This window comes from Bradyrhizobium sp. BLXBL-01, assembly GCF_051853025.1.
Taxonomy (GTDB): domain Bacteria; phylum Pseudomonadota; class Alphaproteobacteria; order Rhizobiales; family Xanthobacteraceae; genus Bradyrhizobium.
Genome location: NZ_CP182471.1, coordinates 5,147,304 through 5,170,727, shown reverse-complemented (window position 1 = coordinate 5,170,727; position 23,424 = coordinate 5,147,304). Strand labels below are relative to the sequence as shown.

Annotated in this window: 25 protein-coding genes; 18 read left to right on the top strand and 7 right to left on the bottom strand. The window is 64.6% G+C overall.

Annotation, left to right across the window (positions count from 1 at the left end; genetic code table 11):
* Positions 1 to 13 precede the first annotated feature (13 nt).
* Entirely contained in the window at positions 14 to 1,480 is a 1,467-nt protein-coding gene (locus tag ACNJYA_RS24190) for an amidase (protein WP_439400814.1), read from the top strand.
* Here ACNJYA_RS24190 and ACNJYA_RS24185 read toward each other — a convergent pair.
* The 7 genes from ACNJYA_RS24185 to ACNJYA_RS24155 form a co-directional block, all read right to left on the bottom strand.
* Positions 1,477 to 2,376 (bottom strand): LysR substrate-binding domain-containing protein, encoded by a 900-nt coding sequence (locus ACNJYA_RS24185; protein ID WP_025035437.1) that lies wholly within the window; start codon positions 2,374 to 2,376, stop codon positions 1,477 to 1,479. The genes ACNJYA_RS24190 and ACNJYA_RS24185 overlap by 4 nt on opposite strands.
* Before the next feature lie 233 nt (positions 2,377 to 2,609).
* Positions 2,610 to 3,446, bottom strand: coding sequence for an ABC transporter substrate-binding protein (locus ACNJYA_RS24180; protein WP_439363553.1), 837 nt, complete (start codon positions 3,444 to 3,446; stop codon positions 2,610 to 2,612).
* Between the two features lie 71 nt (positions 3,447 to 3,517).
* Positions 3,518 to 4,000: a MaoC family dehydratase gene (locus ACNJYA_RS24175; protein WP_271511798.1), complete on the bottom strand. Its 483-nt coding sequence runs from the start codon at positions 3,998 to 4,000 to the stop codon at positions 3,518 to 3,520.
* Positions 4,001 to 4,009: 9 nt separating this feature from the next.
* Positions 4,010 to 5,593: an acyl CoA:acetate/3-ketoacid CoA transferase gene (locus ACNJYA_RS24170; protein WP_439363552.1), complete on the bottom strand. Its 1,584-nt coding sequence runs from the start codon at positions 5,591 to 5,593 to the stop codon at positions 4,010 to 4,012.
* A 4-nt stretch (positions 5,594 to 5,597) separates the two neighbouring features.
* Positions 5,598 to 6,740, bottom strand: coding sequence for an acyl-CoA dehydrogenase family protein (locus tag ACNJYA_RS24165; protein ID WP_439363551.1), 1,143 nt, complete (start codon positions 6,738 to 6,740; stop codon positions 5,598 to 5,600).
* Positions 6,741 to 6,753: 13 nt separating this feature from the next.
* Complete coding sequence (locus ACNJYA_RS24160; RefSeq protein WP_172784524.1) at positions 6,754 to 7,122, bottom strand: tautomerase family protein; 369 nt, start codon at positions 7,120 to 7,122, stop codon at positions 6,754 to 6,756.
* A 3-nt stretch (positions 7,123 to 7,125) separates the two neighbouring features.
* Complete coding sequence (locus ACNJYA_RS24155; RefSeq protein WP_212256584.1) at positions 7,126 to 8,223, bottom strand: LacI family DNA-binding transcriptional regulator; 1,098 nt, start codon at positions 8,221 to 8,223, stop codon at positions 7,126 to 7,128.
* A gap of 187 nt (positions 8,224 to 8,410) precedes the next feature.
* Between ACNJYA_RS24155 and dapA the strand changes: the two genes are divergently transcribed.
* From dapA to ACNJYA_RS24070, 17 genes are all read left to right on the top strand, one after another.
* Positions 8,411 to 9,316 carry a 4-hydroxy-tetrahydrodipicolinate synthase gene (dapA, locus tag ACNJYA_RS24150; RefSeq protein ID WP_260383143.1) on the top strand — a complete coding sequence of 302 codons (906 nt, stop codon included), beginning with the start codon at positions 8,411 to 8,413 and terminating at the stop codon, positions 9,314 to 9,316.
* 11 nt (positions 9,317 to 9,327) lie between these two features.
* Positions 9,328 to 10,518: a CaiB/BaiF CoA transferase family protein gene (locus tag ACNJYA_RS24145; RefSeq protein WP_212256580.1), complete on the top strand. Its 1,191-nt coding sequence runs from the start codon at positions 9,328 to 9,330 to the stop codon at positions 10,516 to 10,518.
* Entirely contained in the window at positions 10,515 to 11,678 is a 1,164-nt protein-coding gene (locus ACNJYA_RS24140; RefSeq protein ID WP_439400813.1) for an acyl-CoA dehydrogenase family protein, read from the top strand. Before ACNJYA_RS24145 ends, ACNJYA_RS24140 begins: the two co-directional genes overlap by 4 nt.
* A gap of 11 nt (positions 11,679 to 11,689) precedes the next feature.
* Complete coding sequence (locus ACNJYA_RS24135) at positions 11,690 to 12,097, top strand: MaoC/PaaZ C-terminal domain-containing protein (protein WP_439400812.1); 408 nt, start codon at positions 11,690 to 11,692, stop codon at positions 12,095 to 12,097.
* A 3-nt stretch (positions 12,098 to 12,100) separates the two neighbouring features.
* Complete coding sequence (locus ACNJYA_RS24130) at positions 12,101 to 12,532, top strand: MaoC family dehydratase (protein WP_172784530.1); 432 nt, start codon at positions 12,101 to 12,103, stop codon at positions 12,530 to 12,532.
* Positions 12,529 to 13,479, top strand: coding sequence for a dihydrodipicolinate synthase family protein (locus ACNJYA_RS24125; RefSeq protein ID WP_439400811.1), 951 nt, complete (start codon positions 12,529 to 12,531; stop codon positions 13,477 to 13,479). The genes ACNJYA_RS24130 and ACNJYA_RS24125 overlap by 4 nt, the downstream gene beginning before the upstream one ends.
* A 16-nt stretch (positions 13,480 to 13,495) precedes the next feature.
* Positions 13,496 to 13,798: a hypothetical protein gene (locus tag ACNJYA_RS24120; RefSeq protein WP_439400810.1), complete on the top strand. Its 303-nt coding sequence runs from the start codon at positions 13,496 to 13,498 to the stop codon at positions 13,796 to 13,798.
* A 121-nt stretch (positions 13,799 to 13,919) separates the two neighbouring features.
* Positions 13,920 to 14,756 carry an ABC transporter substrate-binding protein gene (locus tag ACNJYA_RS24115; RefSeq protein ID WP_260383149.1) on the top strand — a complete coding sequence of 279 codons (837 nt, stop codon included), beginning with the start codon at positions 13,920 to 13,922 and terminating at the stop codon, positions 14,754 to 14,756.
* A 19-nt stretch (positions 14,757 to 14,775) separates the two neighbouring features.
* Positions 14,776 to 15,507, top strand: coding sequence for an amino acid ABC transporter permease (locus ACNJYA_RS24110; protein ID WP_172784534.1), 732 nt, complete (start codon positions 14,776 to 14,778; stop codon positions 15,505 to 15,507).
* Positions 15,504 to 16,295 (top strand): amino acid ABC transporter ATP-binding protein, encoded by a 792-nt coding sequence (locus tag ACNJYA_RS24105; protein WP_439400809.1) that lies wholly within the window; start codon positions 15,504 to 15,506, stop codon positions 16,293 to 16,295. Before ACNJYA_RS24110 ends, ACNJYA_RS24105 begins: the two co-directional genes overlap by 4 nt.
* 9 nt (positions 16,296 to 16,304) lie before the next feature.
* Positions 16,305 to 17,234, top strand: coding sequence for a dihydrodipicolinate synthase family protein (locus ACNJYA_RS24100; protein ID WP_439400808.1), 930 nt, complete (start codon positions 16,305 to 16,307; stop codon positions 17,232 to 17,234).
* A gap of 497 nt (positions 17,235 to 17,731) precedes the next feature.
* Positions 17,732 to 19,090, top strand: coding sequence for an ABC transporter substrate-binding protein (locus ACNJYA_RS24095; protein WP_172784536.1), 1,359 nt, complete (start codon positions 17,732 to 17,734; stop codon positions 19,088 to 19,090).
* Positions 19,091 to 19,163: 73 nt separating this feature from the next.
* Entirely contained in the window at positions 19,164 to 20,138 is a 975-nt protein-coding gene (locus tag ACNJYA_RS24090) for a carbohydrate ABC transporter permease (RefSeq protein WP_172784537.1), read from the top strand.
* Entirely contained in the window at positions 20,135 to 21,097 is a 963-nt protein-coding gene (locus ACNJYA_RS24085; RefSeq protein WP_172784538.1) for a carbohydrate ABC transporter permease, read from the top strand. Before ACNJYA_RS24090 ends, ACNJYA_RS24085 begins: the two co-directional genes overlap by 4 nt.
* Positions 21,094 to 21,297: a hypothetical protein gene (locus ACNJYA_RS24080; protein WP_172784539.1), complete on the top strand. Its 204-nt coding sequence runs from the start codon at positions 21,094 to 21,096 to the stop codon at positions 21,295 to 21,297. The genes ACNJYA_RS24085 and ACNJYA_RS24080 overlap by 4 nt, the downstream gene beginning before the upstream one ends.
* A 10-nt stretch (positions 21,298 to 21,307) precedes the next feature.
* Complete coding sequence (locus ACNJYA_RS24075) at positions 21,308 to 22,405, top strand: ABC transporter ATP-binding protein (protein ID WP_212256557.1); 1,098 nt, start codon at positions 21,308 to 21,310, stop codon at positions 22,403 to 22,405.
* Entirely contained in the window at positions 22,398 to 23,420 is a 1,023-nt protein-coding gene (locus ACNJYA_RS24070; protein WP_439400807.1) for an ABC transporter ATP-binding protein, read from the top strand. The genes ACNJYA_RS24075 and ACNJYA_RS24070 overlap by 8 nt, the downstream gene beginning before the upstream one ends.
* The last annotated feature ends 4 nt before the right edge of the window (positions 23,421 to 23,424 follow it).

The window sequence follows — 23,424 nt, the reverse complement described above, 5'->3', positions numbered from 1 at the left end:
CTTAGGGTTCATGATGACTGATGGTTCCGGCCGAACGGCCTTCCCGCCGGCGCCGACTGGCCTTGGCGCGCTCTCTGCAACCGAGATCGTGGCCGGTTATCGGCGCAAGGCATTCACGCCGCGCGATGTCGTCGACGACACCATCGCCGCGCTGGAGGTGACGAACGAAGCCTGCAACGCAGTCGTGACTCCGATGTACGAGCAGGCGCGGGCGGAGGCTGATCGTCTCACCAAGGAGATGCGCGCGGGCGAAGTCATGGGGCCGCTGGCCGGCGTGCCCGTCACGATCAAGGATCTCGTCTTCGTCGCGGGCGTGCCGGCCTATGCCGGCTCGCCGATGAACAAGGCGTTCGTGCCCGAGGTCGATGCCGCCGTGGTTTCCGCGTTGAAAGCGTCCGGCGCCATCATCACCTGCAAGACCACGACGTGCGAATCCGGCTACAAGCTCACGGCGGACAGCCCGGTCACCGGCACCACGCGAAACCCCTGGAATCCCGGCCGCACCAGCGGCGGATCGAGCGGCGGCGCGGCGGCCGGCGTTGCCGCAGGCTGTGGTCCGATCGCGATCGGCACCGACGGCGTCGGCTCGATCCGCGTGCCGTCGTCGTTCTGCGGCGTGTTCGGCCTGAAGCCGACCTTCGGGCTCGTCCCGCGCTCGCCCGGCTTCTCGCCGCCGTCCTGGGCCTCGCTCGCGCATACCGGGCCGATCACACGTACGGTGGCAGACGCTGCGCTGACGCTGGAGATCATCGCTGCTTACGATATGCGCGATGCCGCAAGCCTTCCCGTGCCGTCCCGCCGGTTCGATACCGACGCCGCAGCGCTGACCGGCATTCGCATCGCCGCCAGCGTCGATTTCGGTTATGCCGCCGTCAGTCCTGACGTGACGGCTGCATTCGGCAAGGCGCTCGCCGTTCTCGATTCCTGCGGCGCGCAGGTCACCATGGATGGCCCCACGCTCGATCCCGGCATTCTGGAGCATACGCTCAGGCCGATCGCCTTCACCGAGCAGGCGGCGGCCGTTGCGAGCAAGACCACGGCCGATCTCGCCGGCTCCGAAGCCGCCTATCGCGATGTCGTCGGCGTCGGCCGGCGCTACAGCGGGACGGACTACGTCGAAGCGGGCTATCGCCGCGGGCAGGCGCGCAACGCCTTCGTCAAACTGTTCGAGCGCGTCGATGCGTTGGTGACGCCGACCGTCGCGGTGACCGCGTTCGAGGCCGGCCAGATCGGCGTCGGCAAGATCGACGGCCGCGAGGTCGACCCGCATCTCGGCTGGTCGCCCTTCACCTGGCCGATCAATCTCGCCGGGCTTCCGGCGGCGACGCTGCCGTGCGGCTTCGACCGCGACGGAATGCCGATCGGGCTTCAGATCGTCGCGCCCTGGCTCGACGAGCCCACCATCTTCCGCATCGCCGCCGCGTTCGAAGCGGCACAACCCTGGGCAAAGTTCTGGCCGCAGCTGGCGCTGCGGCGCTAGGACAGCTCGATTGGCGCGCCGCGGCCGCTCAGCTCTTCATCGAGCCGCAGATAGTGCGCGAGATAATCGTGCAGCGCGGTCGCTGCTTTCGAGGTCGCGCCGCTCGACTTGTAGAGCAAGAGCTCGATCTTCGGCAGCGGAGGCAGGCCTTCGTTCGGCCCGATCTCGCGCATCGCCGGCACCAGCGCGCTGCGGCCGAGCACGGTGACGGCCATGCCGGCGAAGGCTGCGGCCTGGAGGCCGCCGACGCTTTCGCTGACGCAGGCGATGCGCCAGCGCAAATTCGCCCGCTCCAGCGTGTCGATGGCGTAGTCGCGATAGATGTTGCCGGGCGGCAGGAGCGCCAGCGGAATCGGACGCTCCTGATGCGCGGCGGACTGCTCGCCGGTCATCCACACCAATTGCTCGCGCCGCACCACCTGGCCGCCGGTGAAATCATTCATGCGGGTGACGAGCGCGATGTCGACATCGCCGCGCTTGACGAGGCCGACCAGCGGCGTCGACAGCGCGCAGTTGAGCTCGACCTGCACGCGCGGAAAGGATTTTCGGAACACGCTGAGGATCGACGGCAGCATGAACGCCGCATAGAGGTCGGGCGTGCCGAGCACGACCTGGCCCTCGATCTCCTGCGACGCCAATTGGGAGATGAGCTCGTCATGCAACCGCAGGATGGACTTGGCGTAGGTGAGAACGGTGGTGCCGTCGTCGGTCAGCGTCAGCCTGCGGCCGCCATGCTCGAACAATTGCTTGCCGGTCAGCTCCTCCAGTCGCTGCAATTGCAGCGTGATCGCCGGCTGGGTGCGGCCCAGCCGGCGCGCGGTCTCGGTGATGCTGCCGGTCTCGACCACCGAGATCAGCGACCGGAGCATGCGGATGTCGAGGCTGATGAGGTTCATGCGGCGTCCATGTCGCCCAGAATTTATGCAAGTTCCGTGCTACTGGCCGCCGAGCGGCGGTGCCCGGCGCTGCGATCTGAACGCGCATCCCGGTTGGATGATAACTCCTTGTAGTATCAGCGCTATCACTTCTCCATGGCGCCCATCACGGAGCGCGAGTCCGCCTCATCAGTTGATCAGACGGTTACGTGTGCGCGGTGCGTGCGCGGGGACATCAAGGCGGCGCTTGCTTGTCAATTCGTCGGCCCATCCCCACGGATCGCAAACGTCGTCGCCTTCAGCTTGGTCATGCCGAACTTGTCGAACAGCTTGTCATAGGTGCCATCAGTGCGGATCGCCGTTAGTGCCTCGGCAACGGCCTGGGCCAGCAGCTTGTCGCGGAAGGCGAAGGTGATGTCGGTGCCCGCGATGTCGCGGACCCAGATCTTGGCGATGCCCTTCTGCTCGAGCGAGTTGGCGGTCTCGTTGATGTTGAGCGCGGCCTCGAGCTGTCCGGCGCGCAGCGCCGCGGAGGTGGCGGTGACGGTGGTGAAAGTGCGCAGCTCGATCGGCTTGAAGCCCTTGGCTTCCATCGCCGTGCTGAACTCACGCGCCTTGCGCTCGGTGTAGGTCGCCGATTCCACACCGACCACGCGGCCGGCGAGGTCCTCGAATTTCTCCAGCTTCAGGCTGGAGGAGGGGTCGGTGTAGATGCTGATCGCCTGCTGGGCATAAGGAACGAGGTAAAGCATCTTGGAGCGCTCCTCGGTCCAGAACAGGCCGGTGTTGATGGCATCGAAGCGGCCAGAGCGCAGCGCCGGGATCATCGGCGGGAAGTCCATACGCAGGAACACCGGTTCGACGCAGATGCGCTTGGCGATCTCGCGGGCGAGCTCGACGTTGAGGCCCTGCAGCTCGCCCTTGTCGTCGACGAATTGCTGCGGCGGCAGCGTCGGGTTGATCGACATCTGCCATTTCGGCGCCTCGATCAGGCTCGAGGCCGGCACTTTCGGCGTGCAGGTCTGGGCTCCGGCGGCCTGCGTCAAGCCGGCCAGCAGGACGAGGGCGGAGAAGGTTCTTACAAATCGCATCCGAATACTCCGATCAAATCGTGGGTGGAAGAGGAGCCGTTCTCCGGCCCAAAGTCTTCTTCATTGTCTCGTCATGTGGCCGCCGCAGCACCGGCTTGCCGGGTCAGGATCAGCGAGATGTGGCGCGCCGCGGTCACCACCTCGTCGCGCTGGTTGAGGAGGTCGAGCGTCTCGACGACGATGCCGCGCGCGGGGTTTTTGGTCGGCCGTTTCTCGACGAAGCGGAAGCGCACCCGCAAGCGATCGCCGGCGACGATGGGTCCCCTAAATTTGACCCCGTCCCAGCCGAGCGAGGCGACCGAAGTCTCCTCATAGAGCTTCAGCTCCGACTTCAACCCTTCCATCAGCGACAGGCCGTACAGGCCATGGCCGATCACCGCGGGAAAGCCGCGGGAGCGCGCATAGGCGCCATCGACATGGAGCGGATGATGATCGCGCGTGACGTCGGCGAAAACCGCGATATCGGCCTCCGTCACGGTGTGCACGGCGGTCTCGAACTCCGCGCCGAGCGCGATATCTTCGTAGCGGAGATTGGTCGGGGCGCTCGTGTCCATGCTGGTCCCTCAGGCGACCTTCCGTGGCCGCGCCGGGAGCGCCTTGAAGCTCTGCGCAATCCCCATCGGCCCGGAGCGGAAGATGCGCGGGTCCATGTCTTTCAGTTGCGGGCTGATGCGTGGGCGAAAGCCGATATGGGCCAAAATGTCCTCCTCCAGCCGCACGCCAGGCGCGATCTCGGCGAGGGTGACGTGTCCGTTCTCCAGCTCGAACACGGCGCGCTCAGTGACGTAGCTGACGTGCTGGCCGCGCTGCGCGGCGAGTGAGGCGCTGAAGCTGATCTGGCCGACTTGCGGCACGAATTTGCGGAAAGCGCCGTCGCGCCGGATCGCGAGGCGGCCGTTCTCGACGCCGATGTCGAACTTGCCGCCGGTCATGGTGCCGCTGAAGATCAGCCGCTTGGCGTTCTGCGTGATGTCGATGAAGCCACCGGAGCCGTCGCGGCGCTCGCCGAAGCGGGTGACGTTGACGTTGCCTGATACGTCCACCTCCGCGAAGGAGAGGAAGGCGCAGGAGAGGCCGCCGCCGTCGTAGAAGTCGAACTGATAGGCCTGGTCGAGAATGATTCGCGGGTTGATGGCGGTGCCGAATTCGCGCGCGTGACCGGGCACGCCGCCGACCACGCCGGATTCCACCGTCAGCGTGATCAGGTCGGAGATGCCTTCCTCGGCGGCGACATTGGGGATCATCGCGGAGATGCCGACGCCGAGATTGACGACGTCGCGCGGGCGCAATTCGAAAGCGGCGCGGCGGGCGATCACCCGCCGCTCGGTGAGCGGATCGGGCGTGATCATCGCCTCCGGAACCCGCGTCTCGCCGCAGCGCGCCGGGTCATAGGCGGTGCCGTAGGTCTGCATCTGCTCGGGCTCGAGCACGACATGGTCGATCAGGAAGCCCGGGATCTTCACCATCTGCGGATGGATCGAGCCGCGCTTCACGATGCGCTTGACCTGGCAGATCACGGTGCCGCCGGCGTTGTGCACGGCCTGCGCAATCGACAGATCCTCGCGCGTCGTGCCCTCGTGCTCCATGCTGATATAGCCGTCCTCATCGGCCGAGGTCCCGCGGATGATGGCGACGTCGGGGGGAGCGGGGACGCGGTAGAGCAGCCAGGACTGGCCGTGCAGCTCGAGCAGGTCGACCAGCGGCGCGGTGGTGCGTTTGTTCATGCGCCCGCCATCCTGGCGCGGGTCCATGTAGGTGTTGAGGCCGACATGGGTGAGCACGCCGGGATGCTTGGCGGCCATGGCGCGGCAGAGCTGGCTCATCACGCCTTGCGGGAAATTGTAGGCGTCGATCAGCTCGTCGCGGACGAGGCGCATGAACGGCACCTGGAGCCCGAAATTGCCGCCGATGACGCGCGCGATCAGGCCTTCATGGGCGAGATGACAGAGGCCCTTCTCGGTCACGGCGCCGACGCCGGTGATGTTGATGAGCGTCAGATTGTGCGGGCCCTGGCCGCCGAGGAAACGCCGTTCCAGCGCATCCAGAATGGCTTCGGCGGCGCCGGTGCCGCCATTGCCACCGACGATCAGCGTGTCGGCGTCGCGGATGAGGCCGGCGGCCTCCGCCGCTGTGATGATGCTCAGCATGCCCTCACGCGACCTCCTTCTCGACCTGGCGGGCGATGATCAGCCGCTGGATCTGGTTGGTGCCTTCGTAGATCTGGGCGAGGCGAACGTCGCGGAAGATCCGCTCGATGCGGTACTCGCGCGAATAGCCGTTGCCACCGTGGATCTGCAGCGCGTTGGAGACGTGCTTCATCGCCATGTCGGTGGTGAACAGCTTGGCCTGTGCCGCTTCCTTGGCGATTGGCTCGCCAGCATCATGCAGGCGCGCGGCGTGATGGATCAGCAGGCGCGCAGCCGCGATGTCGGTCGACATGTCCGCGAGCATGAACTGCACCGCCTGATAGCCGATGATGGCCTGGCCGAACTGCTTGCGGTCCTTGGCGTAAGTCGTGGCGTCCTCGAACGCGGCCTGCGCCATGCCCAGCGCCATCGAGGCCATCATCAGCCGGCTGAAGTTGAAATTGCTCATGGCCATCTTGAAGGCCTGGTTCTCCGGCCCCATCACGCTGTCCGACGGCAGGCGCACGTCGGAGAAGGTGATCTGGCAGTCGTCGAGGCCGTGCATGCCGAGCAGCTCCTCGTTCTTGCCGCGCGCGATGCCGGGCAGGGCGCCGTCGACGAGAAGACAGGAGATGGCGCGGTGGCCCGCGTCTGCGCCGGTGCGCGCGAACACCATGATGCGGTCGGCGACGCCGCCGAGCGTCACCCAGGCCTTGGTGCCGTTGAGCCGCCAGCCACTGCCCTCGCGTACCGCGTTGGTGCGGATACCAGCGACGTCGGAGCCGTGATCGGGCTCGGAGACGGCGGTCGCGGGAATGATGTCGCCGCTCAGAATTTTTGGGATCAGCGCCTTGTGTGCCTCGGTGCCGTGATGATCGAAGAACAGCACGGCCTCGACCGGAATCGCGAAGGCGTTGGCGACCGCGCCGGAGCAGCGCGCCAGCTCCTCCATCGCGATGCAGGCCGCCACCGCATCGAGACCGGCGCCGCCGGCGCCCTCGCGCAGGCAGATACCGAACAGGCCGAGATCGGCCATGCCCTTGTAGAGCACGCGGTCGAAGCGGTCTTCGCGATCGATCGCCGCAGCGCGCGGCAGGATCTCCGCTTCTGCGAAGCGACGGGCGGTCTCGCGCAGGGCTTTCTGGTCTTGGCTGTAGAAGCGGTCCATGGCGTGCTCCCCGTCAGTCGCTGGCGAGCTTGGAATCGTGGGAGACTTCGCTGCGGTCGCGATCGCAGAAGTAGACCGCGACGTCGTCGCCCGGCACGCCATAAGCGCTGCATACGGCGCGGGTCAGCGCGATGGCGGCAGCGCGCCGCTCGGCCTCGCTGCGGCGGAAGGCGTGGACCTTGAGCAGGATGCGCTGACCGGTGGCCTCCGCGCCGAACCTGCCGGCGTGGGCGTAGTCGTCGGGCGCAATGTTCAGGAAATAGAGCGTGACCGTATCAGCGGTGACGCCGAACGCCGACATCAGGCCGTCGGTCACCGACCGCGCCAGCGCGGCCTTGCGCTCGGATGGGACTGGCGGGGCGAGCACTTCGACATAGGGCATCGATCAGACCTTCGCGGACTTGGCTGCAGACGATTTGGATGAAGACGATTTGGACTTGCCGGATTTCGCAGGAGCTGGTGCGTCGATCTGGCGGCAGGAGTCGCGCTGGACCAGCCGCGCGCCGACGCGATATTCGCGCACGCCATCACTGCCATTGCCCTTGCTATTTCCCTTGGCGTCCATGCGATGCAGCAGCCGGTCGACGGCGAGATTGGCAAGATCGCGCGCGCCGTTGTCGACGATGCTGATCGCCGGGCGATGCCATTCGAACCACGGCATGTCCTCATAGCAGAGCAGCGAGAGATCATCGGGAACGGCGATGTTCCGTTCCGCGGTGACGCGAAGCACGCCGAGCGTTGCCTCGTGATTGGCGACGAAGATCGCGCTGGGCGGGCGGGGGAGGTCGAGCAGCTTGCGCGCGCAGGTCGCGCCGGTTTCGGGCACGTAGTGGCCGGCATGAATCAATGTGTCGTCCCTGGCGATGCCGGCCTCGCGCAGGGCGCGGACATAGCCGGACAAGCGTTCGCGGCCGGACGTGGTGTCCTGACGACCGACGATCAGCCCGATGCGCTTGTGCCCGAGCTCGATCAAATGACGCGTGCCCAGATAAGCGCCTTGCGGATCGTCGGCGAGCACGGTCTCGAGATCGGTCGCATCGTCGCGCCGCACCAGGCAGACGATCGGCACGTCCTTGGAGAGCGTCTCGAGCTGCGCGCCGTTCTTGCCTGTAGGCACCACGATCAAGCCGTCGATGCGATGATCGACCAGCGTGGTGAGGGTGTCGCTCTCGGCTTGCGGATCGTCGCCGCCGATGCACAGAAGCATCTGATAGCCCAGCGCCTTCAGGCGCGCCTGCACCACTTCGGCCATCACCTGGAACGAGGCGTTGGTGAGATTGTGGACGAGAAGAGCAACGAGCCGCGACTGCCCGGTCTTCAATCCGCGCGCGATCGGGTTCGGCCGATAGCCGAGCTCGCGCGCGATGCGCAACAGGCGCTGCTGCGTACGTTCGCTGGTCAGGCCGGTTCCCGTCAGCGCCCGGGAAGCCGTGCTGACTGAAACGCGGGCCGCCTGTGCCACATCTTTGAGCGTGACGCTCATCCAACCTGCCGATAGACTGCAAACGATTGCAGAAACGCTATGAGCTTATTCTACACGGATCAAGCTCAAAAAATGGATGGTGTTGCCCAATGCAGAGCCATTTATGCAAACGTTTGCATAAGAACTGCGGATATTCCGCAGTCTGCCCGCGGCGTCTGGATTCACCCGAGCGCCCGGCATTACCGCGATGAAGACGTTCCGCGGCACCTACACCGTCATGATCACCCCGTTCACGGCAGCTGGCGAGGTCGATGTCGCGGCATTGCGCGCCTTCGTCGACTGGCAGATCGCGCAGGGCATCCACGGGCTGATCCCGCTCGGCTCGACCGGCGAGTTCCTGTCCATGGACGATGACGAGAAGGCGCTCGTTGCGGAAGTCGTCATTCGCCAGGCTGCGGGGCGCGTGCCGGTGCTGATCGGAACCGGCGCGGAGGACACGCGCGAGGTGGTGCGCCTCAGCCGTCGTGCCGAGAAACTGGGCGCCGACGGCGTCATGATCATTCCGCCGTTTTATTCGACGCCGACCGACGACGAACTGGTGCATCACTACAAGACGGTTGCCGATGCGATCTCGCTGCCGATCATGGTCTACAACAATCCGGCGACCGCGAATGTCGATCTCAAGCCACATCTCGTGGCGCGCATCGCCAAGATCGACAATTGTCTCTACATCAAGGAGTCGACGCTGGAGGTGACGCGGGTGCGCGACATCATCCGTCTCTGCGGCGACCGGATGACCGTGTTCGGCGGCATCCTCGGCTTCGAGTCCTTCGTCGAGGGCGCGCAGGGCTGGGTAGCCGTGGCCTCCAACGTCGTCCCGGCGGAGATGGCCCGCATCTTCAGCCTCGTGGCCGACCACGGCGCGATCAAGGAAGCGCGCGAACTCTATCTGAAATACCTGCCGGTGATCGAATTCGTCGGCGGCCAGGCCTATGTCGCCGGCAGCAAGGCGCTGCTCAATCATATGGGTTTTGCGGCCGGCCTTCCGCGTCCGCCGCGCCTGCCGCTGCCGGCTGCGCAGGATGCGGCCGCGCGTGCCCTGGTCAAGACATTCGATCTGGTGTGGCGCGGCGCGCCGGTTGCGGCTGCTTGAGGTGTGAACGGATGAATCTGCTCGACGGCGTCAAGATCCTCAGCTTCAATCATTACCTCGCGGGCCCGCTGGCCGCACAGACGCTGGCCGATCTAGGCGCCGATGTCATCGCGGTCGAACCGATCGAGGGCGCGTTTCAGCGCAACTGGGCGGTCGCCAATCATTTCGTCGCAGGCGACAGCGTCAATCATCTGGCCACGGGGCGCAACAAGCGCAGCCTCGCGGTCGATCTCAAGCATCCCGACGGCATTGCCGCGGTAAAGAAGCTGGTCGCGACGTCAGATGTCGTGATGGAGAATTTTCGTCCGGGCACCATGGCCAAGCTCGGTCTCGGCTACGACACGCTCAAGGAAATCAACCCCGGCCTGATCTATGCGGTCGCCACCGGCTTCGGTTCGGAAGGACCGTACAAGGATCGTCCCGGCCAGGATCTCCTGCTCCAGGCGATGTCGGGTCTTGCGATGCGGACGGGGCGCGCCGATGGCCAGCCGACGGCGGTCGGGGCCGTCATCGTCGATCAGCATGCCGCCTCGCTCTATGCCATGAGCATCCTCGCGGCGCTGTTCGCGCGAACGAAGACCGGCAAGGGCCAGCTCGTCGAGGTCAACCTCTATCAGGCCGCGCTCGATCTCCAGGTCGAGCCGTTGACGGCATGGCTGAATGGCGCGCCATCGCCGACGTCGCGCGGTCCGGCCGGCATCGCGGCCTGGTTCAGCCCCGGTCCCTATGGCATTCACGCGACGGCAGATGGTCACATGGCGATCTCCATGGCCACGCCCAAGGCGCTCGGCGTCGCGCTCGACAGCGAGGAGCTGAAGCAGTTCGGCGAGGGCGATAGCTTTTCGAAGCGTGAGGAGATCACGCGGATCGTTGCGGCGCGCCTGAAACAGAAGTCGACGGCAGATTGGCTGCCCGCGCTGGAAGCCGCACGGATCTGGCACGCGCCGGTGCAGGATTATCGCGACCTCGAGTCCGATCCCCAGCTCAACCATCTCGGCGTGTTCAAGAGCGCGGAGAGTGCCGGCGGCGCGCCGATCCGGATGGTCGCGCATCCCGCGCGCTATGACGGGCAGACGCCCGAGGTGCGGCTGGTGCCGCAGCGGCTGGGCGCGCAGACGCGCGAGGTGCTAGGCGAGATCGGCTACGACGCCGCGGAGATCGACGCGATGGTTGCCGGCAAGGCCGTCGGAGTGGCGCGATGATCGATTTTTCAATCCCCGAAGAGACGCGCCTTCTGGTCGATACCGTCCGCCGCTTCGTCGAGACCGAGGTGCAGCCGCTCGAAGACGTCGTGGAGCAGACGGCCACGGTGCCGGCTGAAGCGCTTGCGGTCACCAAGGCCAAGGCACAGAAGCTCGGCCTCTATGCCATGAACATGCCGGCGGATGTCGGCGGCGGCGGGCTAACTTGCATCGAGCATTGCCTGGTCGAGGAAGAATTCGGCAAGACGTCAGATGCGCTGATCCGCCGCGTGTTCGGCCAGGTCTATCCGATGCTGATGGCCTGCAAAGGCGATCAGGTCGAGCGCTATCTGCTGCCGACGGTGAAGGGCGACAAGATCTGCGCCATGGCGATCACCGAGCCGGGCGCGGGCTCCGACGCCGCGTCGATCAGCACCACGGCGCATCTCGATGGCGACGAATGGGTGCTCAACGGCACCAAGCATTTCATCAGCGACGGCGACATCGCCGACTACATCATCTTGATGGCGCTGACCGACAAGGACAAGCGCGCCCGCGGCGGCATCACCCTGTTCCTGGTCGACCGAGCTACGGCCGGCTTCAAGGTCGCACGCACCCAGCCGATGATGGGCCATCGCGGCTATGGCCATGCCGAGCTGAGCTTCGAGGATTGCCGCATCCCGAAGGCGGCCGTGCTCGGCGAGGTCGGCGGCGGCTTCAAGCTGATCATGCAGAGCGTGCTCCAGATCCGGCTTGCTCATATCGGCGCACGCGCGGTCGGCATGGCGCAGCGCGCGCTGGAGATGATGCGCAGGCACGCCGGCGAGCGGCGCCAGTTCGGCCAGTTGATCGGCGATTTCCAGATGGTGCAGAAGCTGATCGCCGATTCCGCCACCGAGATTTTCGGCGTGAAGATGATGGTGATGAACGCCGCCTGGGACATCGATCAGGGGAGGGATGCGCGCGACAAGGTCTCGATGATCAAGGTCGCAGCGTCGGAGATGCAGGGCCGCGTCGTCGACCGCGCCATCCAGGTGTTCGGCGGCATGGGCTTCAGCAAGGACCTGCCGCTGGAGCGGATGTATCGCGACGCCCGCGTCACCCGCATCTATGACGGCACCTCCGAAATCCATCGCATGCTGGTTGCGCGCAGCACCATCAAGAATGGCCTGCAGCTTTAGGGAAGCGATCGATGTCTCACGCACCTCTCAAGCTCGGCGCCGCCTTTGCCTTTCGCAAGACCATGACGGTGGCCGAGCAGGCGATGTTCACCGGCATCAGCGGCAATCTCGGCGGTCTCTATGTCGATGTCGTCCGCGCCAAGAAAGCCGGCGCGTCGAACATGGTCGCCTTCGAGCTCGCGGTCGGCGGTCTCGCCACCACCTGTCTCAGCCAGCTCGGTGGGCCCACGCGGCGGATCGGCAGCATCGCGCTGACTTTTGCGGCGCCCGTGATCGTCGGCGACTCAGTGGAGGCCAAAGCCGAGATCGTCTCGGTCGACGGCGATGACGCGGTCTGCCGCGTCACCTGCACGCTGTCGCCCTCCGGCGCGACCGTGGTGGACGGCACCGCAACGCTGGTTCCCTTCGCGAAGGGCTGAGCCATGTACGAGCCAAAATCCTTCGACGATCTCAAGGTCAACGAGAGGGTCAGCCTGAGCAAGACCATCACCGAGGCCGATGGCGCGCTCTACATCGCCGCGACCGGCGATTTCGGCCCTGTCCATGTCGACGAGGTCTATGCCGGCGCGACGCGCTTTGGCCGCAGGCTTGCACCGGGCATCATGGTTGCGGGCCTCTGCACCAGCATTCTCACCTCTGAGCTGGTCGGCACCATCGGCGTGTCGGTGGAGGACCGGTTCTGGTTCACAGGTCCCGTGTTCTACGGCGACACGCTCACCTTCGATGTCTGGATCGCCGAGCAGCACGACGAGACCCGCACCATCATTTGGGAAGCGAGCGCCCGTAACGAGGGCGGCCTCGAAGTGCTGAAGGCGCGCGCTAGCCTGAAATTTCCGCGACGGAAACCGTCATGAGCAAGGCGAGGAAGAAACCGGATCTGCGCGGCGTCACGGTCGCGACCGTGCTGCCCTTCAGAGACGACAGCTCGATCGACTGGGACGGCTATTCCCGCGTGCTGGATTATTGCGCCTGTCCGGATGGAGTCGCGGCGGTGTTTGTCAATGGCCATGCCGGCGAGGGCGGATCGCTGTCGGACGACGAACGCCAGGCTGTGATCGAGCGGACGTGCAAGCAGATCGGCGGCAAGCCTTTGCTGGCGGGCATCATCGCGCATTCGACCGCGGAAGCGATTCACCAGGCCCAACTCGCGGAAGCGGCCGGCGCCGATTGCGCCGTGCTGTTCCCGCCCGCGCCGCTCGGCGGCGGCGCCTCGGCGACCTCACGCGCGCCGCTGGCTTTCGTGCAGGCAGTCAGCTCCGCGATCGGAATTCCGGTTTCGATCTTCCAGTACCCACTGGCATCCGGCTTCGGCTATTCGCCGGAAACTCTCGCGAAGATCGCCGCACTCGACACCGTCATCGCCGTCAAGGAAGGCAGCGACACCATGCTCGCCTATGACGAGAACCGGCGGGCGGTGAAGCAGGCCGATCCCTCCGTCGCGATCCTACCGTCGAACTTCAACTGGTTCCTGCCGCAGCTCGCCGTCGGCGGCGACGGCATTCTCTCCGGCCTCGTCAGCCTCGCGCCGGATTTATTCGTAGCGCTGTGGCAGGCCTCGCTCGCAGACGACCTCAAGGCCATGCGCGCCGTCAACGATCGGCTTTATCCGATCGTCCGCGCCATCTACGGGCCTGCGCCGATCATGGACATGCACACCCGCATGAAGGTCGGGCTGAAGGCCCTTGGCCTGATCCGCAACGCCGATCCGCGGCCGCCGCTGCTGCCGGTTCTGCCCGCGCTCTGCGATGCCATCGCAGCGACGGTCGGCGCGGCGCGCGCGGCCGGCGACATCCGCACTTAGCGTGAGGGGCGAGCTGATGCCGGACGAAGCCTTCATCCATATCGTGCGGGTCGACATCGATCCCGAGCACGAGGCTGCGTTCAACGCCTGGTACGAGCAGAAGCATTTTCCCGATCTGCTCGCTTGTCCCGGCTGGCTCTCGGCCAAGCGCTTCGTCTCGGTGGGCGACGGGCCGAAATATGCCGCGATGTACGAGGTCGCGGGCAGGTGGGCGTTCGAGACGCCGGAATTCCTGAAGGTGAAGGGCTTTGGTCCGTTCGAAGCCCTGGTGAGGAACTTCATGCGCATCCAGCTCAGGCCGATGTCGGGACCGGCTTGAGCAGGTCGAAGCCGATGCTGCCTGCCGTGTCGCGAGATCCGGCCGGCCGCATCCAATAAGCGTCGAGGGGAATCCCGGGCGAGGAACTGTATCGGTCATTGGCGTCTTACTGGAGGTATCCATGGTCTCGACATTGCTTCGCTTGGGTGCGGCTGCCGCACTCGTTCTCGCATCCACGGCGGTGCATGCCGCCTGCACGCCCGCGATCACCGACGACAATCTGATCGCGCCGGGCAAATTGCAGCTCTCCATCAACCCGACCAACCCGCCGCAGCAATTCGTCGACAAGGACGGTCAGCTGCAAGGTCTCAACGTCGAGCTCGCCGCCGAGCTCGGCAAGCGGTTGTGTCTTCCCGTCGAACTCGTCCGGATGGATTTTCCGGCGATGATTCCCGCCTTGGGCGCAGCGCGCATCGACGGCGTCAATACCGGCATGTTCTGGACCGAGGAACGCTCGAAGCTGATGTACATGGTGCCGTATGCCATTCAGGCGATCTCGGTCGTGGTCGCACCCGACAGCGGCACAAAAATTGCTACCGAAAACGATCTGATCGGAAAATCATCCGCCGTCGAGGTCAGCAGCTACCAGATGAACTGGCTCAAGAAGCTCAGCGATGCCAGCGTGGCGAAAGGCGGAGCAGCCGTCGAGATGCGGACGTTCCCGACCGCGACCAACGTCATTAGCGCGCTGCTCGCGGGCCAGGTCGACAATGCGCTACTGGTCGACAGCGTGGCACGCGATCTCGTCGGCCGTGGTCGCGTGAAGGAAGTCCTGAGTGGGCTCGGCACGGCCAGGACCACGCTTGGTTTCCGCAACAAGACGGTCGCCGATACCGTCGTCAAGGCGCTCAACACGATGCGCGCCGACGGCTTTTATCAGGCGCTGTTCGACAAGTTCGGTCTGACCGCCATGCCGGCTGACCAGCCGCTTGCGATCGCCGGCCCCGGTCCGGCCTGAAACCTACGGAGACGAGCCGATGAGCCTTTTCAGTCCGACGGCCGCCGTCAGCTACTTCTTCAACTACTTCCTGATGAAGGGAGTGCTCGTCACCATCGGCTTGACGGTGGCGGCGGTCGTCGGCGGATTGATCCTCGGCATGGGCATCGCGCTATTGCGCATGTCGTCCAATCCGGTGCTCGCGGGTGCCGCGCGCTTCTACATCTGGTTCTTCCGCGGCACGCCGCTCCTGATCCAGCTCGTCGTGATCTACAGCGGCTTGCCGCAGCTCGGCATCAAGTTCAGCGTGATCACCTGCGCGCTCGTTGGCCTGATCCTCAATGAGGCGGCCTATCTCGCCGAGATCGTGCGCAGCGGTTTCATGGCGGTGTCGGCGGGGCAGCGCGAGGCGGCCTGGGCGCTCAGCCTGTCGCCCTGGGTCACGTTCCGCCGCGTGACCCTGCCGCAGGCGTTCCGGCTGATGATCCCGCCGCTCGGCAACTCCATCAACTCGCTGTTGAAGGCGACCTCGCTTGCTTCCGTGATCTCGGTCGAGGAGCTGATGCGCCGCAGCGACATGCTGATGCAGGAGCATTTCCAGATCCTCGAAGTCTATGCCGCTGCAACCGCGTATTACCTGATCCTCACCTCGGTCTGGGACGCGGTTCAGCGCCGGCTCGAAAAGCATTTCGGTCGATCGAGTGCCGCAAAAACCAGGCGGGTCGCAGCGAGCGCGCCGGTTGCACAGGCGAGTGTGGAGGCTCGGGCATGAGCGAGACATCGATGGCGAGGGCCGAAAGTGCAACAATGCAGCCGCAGCTCCGTGAGTTGCCTGCGGTCCGCATGGAGGCGGTCTACAAGCACTATGGCGACTTCACCGCGTTGAACGAGGTCGATCTCAAGGTCGCCAAGGGCGAGAAGATCGTGGTCTGCGGTCCTTCAGGCTCGGGCAAATCGACGCTTATCCGCTGCATCAACCACATCGAGAAGCACGACGAGGGCCTGATCTACGTCAACGGCGTCGAGCTCGATCATCAGCGTAAGAACATCGATGCGGTCAGGCGGGACACCGGCATGGTGTTCCAGAGCTTCAATCTGTTCCCGCACATGACGGTGCTGGAGAACTGCACTCTGGCACCGACGACCGCGAACGGGATGAGTGCGGTCGAGGCCAAGGATCTCGCCATGCATTTCCTGACCAAGGTGCGGATTCCGGACCAGGCGGAGAAATTTCCCGGGCAACTCTCCGGCGGTCAGCAGCAGCGCGTCGCCATCGCACGCGCATTGTGCATGCGTCCCAAGATCATGCTGTTCGATGAGCCGACCTCCGCGCTCGACCCCGAGATGGTCAAGGAGGTGCTGGAGACTATGAAGAAGCTTGCGGAGGAGGGCATGACCATGCTGTGCGTCACGCACGAGATGGGCTTTGCCCGCGAGGTCGCCGACCGCATCGTGTTCATGAACGAGGGCAAGGTGGTCGAGCAGGCTGCGCCGGAGCAGTTCTTCAAGCATCCGAAGTCGGAACGGGCACGGACGTTCCTCGATCAGATCATCCATTAATCGGCCAAGATGCGGACATTCAGCGACCGCCTGCGCGGCATTCACGCCGCCACCATCGTGCCGATGACGCCCGGTTTCGAGGTCGACGAGGCGCAGCTCGCAAGCCATCTCACCTCGGTAGCATCTACGCCTGGAATCAATGGGCTCCTCGTCAACGGCCACGCCGGCGAGAACTTCGTGCTGTCGCTGTCCGAGAAGCGGCGCGTGGTGGAGCTGGCGCGTCAGCACGCGCCGAAGGACTGCCTGATCGTCTCCGGGGTCAACCATGAATCGAGCCTGGAGGCCGCGCGCGAGGCGGCTGCGCTGGAGCAGGCCGGCGCCGACGGGCTGCTGGTGTTTCCTCCCAACAGCTGGGCGCTTGGTCATGCCGATGATTGCGTGATCGAGCATCACCGCCGCATCCGCGATGCCACGACAGGGCCCTTGATGCTCTACGCCGCGCCGGTCGGCGCGGGAGCCATGGCCTACGCGCCGCCGCTGCTGACGCGGCTGGTCGCCGATGCCCGCTTCGTCGCGGTGAAAGAGGGCAGCTGGGAGGTTGCGGCCTACGAACAGAACCTCAGGCTGATACGCAAGCTGCGACCGGACTTCGTCGTGCTCGGCTCGGGCGACGAGCATTTGCTGACAAGCTACATCGTCGGCTCGGCCGGCAGCCAGGTCAGCCTTGCCTGCGTCGTCCCGGAACTCGTGGTGGGCCTTTGGAGTGCTGCGGAAGCCGGCGATTGGGAGCGGGCGCGCGCCGCGCACGATAAGCTGTATCCGCTTGCCGTTGCGATCTACCGCGACCCGCCCGGAGGACGCGCGACCGTGCGCCTCAAGGCCTGCCTGAAGCTGCTCGGACGATTGTCGTGCGACGCGGCGCGGCCGCCGCAGCCGGTGGCGACACGCGGTGAGTTGCAGGCGCTCGAGCAGGCACTGCGCGTCGCCGGCGTGCTCTAAGCCGCGAAGCGGCCATCGTCGGATTTCGGACGACGAGGGAGCTATTCGCGCCGCCGAAGTTGCTTCATTGAACATTCAGTAAAGTAGTTTGCTAAACACGCGGCTAGGGCCGACCTTCCGACTCTCCTGCTGTTCGGATGGGCTGGATTGCTCCTGGCAGGCGACAGCGGCGGTCGCATTCGGCAAATTTTCCGACGTTTTCGCTGCGACTGCGAACATCTCGCTTACACGCGAACGCCGTAAGCCTTTCGCCAGACTCGCGACCAACGGGGCTTGACGATCTCCGAAATTTAGTAATACGTTTAGTGTTACAAAAAACTAAACATCACGCATCGGGCCGATGTGTGGGAGGAGCCCAAGCCATTCCGGAGCCGTCTCCGGAAGCGGTCCGTCTCGTCCTTCATTCATCGCTCCTCAAACTCGGTTTCAGGGTCTTGGCGTCGTTCCGGCAGGACGCGCCGAGCGGGTTAGATGCTTCAACGAGAGAGGAAACGGATATGCGGACATTCAATTGGTTGAGAGGCTCGGCGGCCACCACGGTTCTTGGGGTGGCGCTGCTGGGGGGATTTGGCGGAGGCGAAGCTGCGGCCCAAGGTAAGCAGCTCACGCTGTGCTGGGCGGCATGGGATCCGGCCAACGCGCTGGTCGAGCTCGGCAAGGACTTCACGAAGCAGTCCGGCATCGAGATGAAATACGAGTTCGTCCCGTGGACAAGCTATGCCGATCGCTTCCTCAATGAGCTCAACTCCCATGGCAAGCTCTGCGACCTGATTATCGGCGACAGTCAGTGGATCGGCGGCGCCGCCGAGAACAAGTGGTACGTGAAGCTCAACGATTTCTTCGACAAGGAGAAGATTTCGATGGACGACTTCGTCCCGGCGACCGTCGTCGGCTATTCGCAGTGGCCGAAGAACTCGCCGAACTATTGGGCGCTGCCGGCCATGGCGGATGCGGTCGGCTGGACTTATCGCAAGGACTGGTTCTCGCGGCCCGAAATTCAATCCGCGTTCAAGGCCAAGTACGGCCGCGACCTGGCGCCGCCGAAGACCTATGACGAGCTGAAGCAGGTCGCCGAGTTCTTCCAGGGCCGCGAGATCGACGGCAAGAAGGTCTATGGCGCCTACATCTTCACCGAGCGCGGCTCCGAAGGCATCACCATGGGCGTGACCAACGTGCTCTACAATTTCGGCTTCGCTTACGACAATCCCAAGAAGCCGTACCAGATGCAGGGCATCGTCAATTCGCCCGAGGCGACCAAGGGGCTCGAGTTCTACAAGGAGCTCTACAAGTGCTGCACGGCGCCGGGCATGACCAACGCCTACATGCAGGAGGGGCTCGACGCCTTCAAGTCCGGTCAGGTGGCGATGCAGATGAACTGGTTCGCGTTCTTCCCTGGCCTCTACAAGGATCCTAATGTCGGCGGCGACAAGATCGGCTTCTTCGTCAATCCGGCCGGCCCGAACGGACACTTCACCCAGCTCGGCGGACAGGGCATCTCGGTCGTAGCGACCTCCGATCGCAAGAACGACGCGCTGGCTTACATCAAGTGGTTTGCGCAGCCCGCCGTGCAGCAGAAGTGGTGGCAGCTCGGTGGCTACTCGGCGCTGAAGGCGGTGGTCGACGCGCCCGACTTCCCGAAGAGCGCGGCATTCGCGCCGCAATTCCTGGAATCGATGGGCATTGTCAAGGACTTCTGGGCCGAGCCGTCCTACGCGCAACTGCTGCTCGACATGCAGAAGCGGGTGCATGACTACGTCGTCGCCGACAAGGGCACGGCGCAGCAGGCGCTTGATCTCCTGGTCAAGGACTGGACCAAGGTCTTCAAGGAGCAGGGCAAGCAGGTCGCCTCGCAATAGGTCTTAGGCCTCGCCTCGACCGAAACGGTACCCCGGGGCGTATGCGCCTCGGGGAACCCGAGCCAGCCAGTCGATGGACAAGATGACCACGATCCTTCAACCCGACGATGCTACATTTCCGGGCATGAGCGAGCCCGTCAAACCTCGCACTGCGCGACCTGTCCGCGGACTGTCGGACCGGACCATCGCCTGGCTGTTCGTCGCGCCGACCATCGCGCTGTTGCTGGCGATCAACATCTTTCCGCTGGTGTGGATGATCCGGCTGTCCTTCACCAGCCTCAATCTCAGCATGTCCTATCTTCCGCTGCGCTTCGTCGGTCTCGACAATTTCACCGACATCCTCACCGACGAGGACGTCTGGTTCCGGCTGCAGACCACGGCGCAGTTCGTGATCTGGTCCGTCGCGTTTCAGGTCGTCATTGGCTTCGGCCTAGCGCTCCTGATCAACCGCCAGTTTCGCGGCCACAGCTTCTGGACCACGATCATCCTGCTGCCGATGATGCTGTCGCCGGCCGTGGTCGGCAATTTCTGGACGCTGCTGCTGCAGCCGCAGATCGGGCCATTCAACTATCTGATCAGTCTGTTCACCGGCGTGCCGCCGAGCTCGTTCAGCATGACCGGGCAGGTTTCGCTCGCACCCTGGACCATCGTGCTGGTCGACACCTGGATGTGGGCGCCCTACGTCATGCTGATCTGCCTCGCCGGGCTTCGCTCCATTCCCGACTACATCTATGAGGCGGCCGAAGTCGATCGCGCCTCGGCCTGGCGGCAGTTCTGGTCGATCACGCTGCCGATGACGGTTCCATTCCTGATGCTCGCCGTGCTGTTCCGCGCGATCGAGAATTTCAAAATGTTCGACATGGTCAATCTGTTGACGTCCGGAGGCCCGGGCTCGACCACCGAGCTCGTGTCGATCACGCTGAAGCGCGCGGCGTTCGAGAAGTGGCGCACCGGCTATTCCAGTGCGCTCGCCATCATCTTGTTCGTCACCGTGTTCGGTGCCGCCAACATCTACGTCAAAGCGCTCAATAAGGTGAAGCAACGATGACCGCCGTCCTCACCAAGTCCTCCGCGCACTCCATCGTCGAAGCGTCGCCGCGCGCAAAGATGGTGGCGGGTAGCCTCGTCATCCTCTACGCCGTGATCACGATCCTGCCGCTGGTCTGGATCGTCGCCACCGCCTTCAAATCGCAGAGCGATGCGATCGCATATCCGCCCAAGGTTTTCTTCGAGCCGACTCTCGAAGGCTATGTGAACCTGTTCACCGTGCGCACCCGGCAAACGCCGGACTTCATCGCCAAGCTGCCGCCGCCGGAGACGTGGTACGACAAGCTCGTGCGCCAGCGCGACATGGTCATTGCCGGACCGTCGAAGGTCGTGCCGCGCTTCGTCAACTCGCTGATCATTGGGTTCGGCTCGACCTTCCTGGCCGTCTTTCTCGGCACGCTCGCGGCCTACGCTTTCTCGCGCTTTCGCATTCCCCTGGCTGACGACCTTCTGTTCTTCATTCTCTCGACGCGCATGATGCCGCCCGTTGCTGTCGCAATCCCCATCTATCTGATGTACCGGCAGCTCAATCTGACCGACACCAGGCTCGGAATGATCCTGCTCTACACTGCCGTGAACGTCTCGCTCGCGGTCTGGCTGCTCAAGGGCTTCATCGACGAGATCCCGCGCGAATACGAGGAGGCCGCTCTTGTCGACGGCTACACGCGGCTGCAGGCGCTGCGCAAGGTGGTGTTGCCGCAAGCCGTCACGGGCATCGCAGCCACGGCGATCTTCTGCCTGATCTTCTCCTGGAACGAATATGCCTTCGCGGTTCTCCTGACCAGCGGCGAGGCGCAGACCATGCCGCCCTTCATCCCCTTCATCATCGGGGAGGGCGGGCAGGATTGGCCGGCCGTTGCCGCGGCCACCACCCTGTTCGTCGTGCCGATCGTCCTGTTCACCGTGTTGTTGCGCAAGCACCTGCTGCGCGGCATCACCTTCGGAGCTGTGCGCAAATGAGCGGTTCTGCTGCAGTCGCCAAAGGCGTGGTCTCTCGCTGGTTCCGGCGCGGCCCCTGGGAGACGGCTGCGATGACCCTGATCAGCGGAGGCATCGTCATGCTGGTGCAACCCTGGTCGATCGATCTCTACGGCTATTCCTTCGTGACGATCCTGGCCGGCACGCTCGGCTACGTCGTCGTGAGCCATTTTCCGGAATAAGGCGGCAGACATGGCACAAATCCGCGTCGAAAACCTGCGCAAGTCGTTCGATCAGTTTACCGCCGTACAAGGCTCCAACTTTACGATCGAGGATGGCACCTTCTTTGCGATGCTCGGCCCCTCCGGTTGCGGCAAGACCACCACCTTGCGCATGATTGCGGGCCTGGAGCTGCCGACTGAAGGCAAGATCCTGCTCGACAATGAGGACGTCACCTTCCAGCGCGCATCCGCGCGCGATATCGCCTTCGTATTTCAGCTTTTCGCACTGTATCCGCACATGAACGTGGCCGAGAATATCGGCTTTCCCCTCAAGTGCCAGGGCATGGCCCGGCGCGATATTTACCAGCGTGTGCAGGAGACAGCCAAACTGCTGCGGATCGAGCATCTGCTGTCGAGCAAGACGTCGAAGCTGTCTGGCGGCGATCGGCAGCGGGTTGCGCTGGGCCGCGCCATGGTGCGGCGGCCAAAGGCCTTTCTGATGGACGAGCCGCTGGGCGCGCTCGATGCCGAGTTCCGTCATCTGATGTGCAGCGAGCTCCGCGACCTGCACGATCGCATCGGGGCGACCACGGTCTACGTGACGCATGACCAGCTCGAGGCGATGTCGATGGCGGATCGGATCGCGGTCATGAACCAGGGACGCGTCGAGCAGATCGGCCTGCCGCAGGAGATCTATGATCGGCCCGCGAGCATGTTCGTGGCCGATTTCATCGGCTCACCGCCGATGAATTTTCTGCGCTTCGATGCAGGTCTGCGCTCTGGCGATCGAACGATCAGCTTCCATGACACGAGCATCGCGGTGCCGGAGATCCGGGAGGATCGTGCCAGCGCCCGTATGGCGCTCGGCGTTCGTCCGGAGCATATCCGCTTCGCCGACGCGGCACCCGTCCGCGGCGAGGTGTTTGGCGCCGAGTATCTTGGGACCACCCAGATCGTCACCGTCGACACCGCGCATGGGCGCATTGCGGCGCGGTTGCCTTCCAGCGCGCCCGTGCGCATCGGCGAGCGAGTCGGCCTTGAATTCCGTTCGGAACGACTCGCCTTGTTCGACGTCGCCAGCGGCCTTGCGATACGAACGGCCAACGAGGGGAGCGCAAACCATGGCTGACGTCGCCCTACGCAACATCAGCAAGCGGTTCGGCACGGTGGCGGCGGTGCGCGAGCTCTCGCTCTCGGTGAACGACGGAGAATTCATGGTGCTGCTCGGACCGAGCGGTGCCGGCAAGACCACGACCTTGCGGCTGATCACCGGGCTCGAGACTCCCGATTCCGGCTCGGTCATGATCGACGGACGCGACGTGACGCTGGCTCCTCCGGGAGCGCGCGATATTGCCTTCGTCTTCCAGCAATATTCGCTCTATCCGCATCTCACCGTCTATGACAACCTTGCGTTCCCGTTGCGCTCGCCCGCGCGACGGATATCGGAGCCGATCATCAAGAAGCGGGTCGAGCAGACGGCGGAGTTGCTGCATATCGCAAGCAAGCTGAACAATCGCGCAGCCCGACTTTCAGGCGGCGAGATGCAGCGGGTGGCAATCGGTCGTGCGCTGGTCCGCGATCCCTCGATCTATCTGATGGACGAGCCGCTGTCGTCGCTGGACGCCAAGCTCCGTGCCGAGCTTCGGCTGGAGCTGAAGCGGATCCAGCTCGAGCTTGGTGCGACCATCCTCTACGTCACCCACGATCAGGTCGAGGCCATGACGATGGCATCCCGGATCGGGGTGATCAAGGACGGCGAGCTGCTCCAGCTCGGCAAGCCCCGGGAGATCTACGAGAGTCCGTCGTCGAGCTATGTCGCCTCGCGCCTCGGCACTCCCCAGATCAATTTCCTCCCCGCGCGGCTGTTGTCGGACGTGCCGCTGCCGCCGGGAACGGAGACCGTCGGCATCCGCACCGAGCACCTCCGCCTCGCGGCGCGCAATGGCGGGCCGATGGTCGGCCGGGTGCACCGGGTCGAGCACCTCGGCGAGCAGAATCACGTTCACCTGGACTATAAGGGAGAGATGCTGGTCACGCTTGCGGATCCGCATCAACTGCTGCATGCCGGTCAGGAGGTCGAGCTGGATCTGGTGCAACCGCTCTGCTTCGACGGCGCCGGGCAGCGCCTCCCGGCGGTTCATTAGAGGA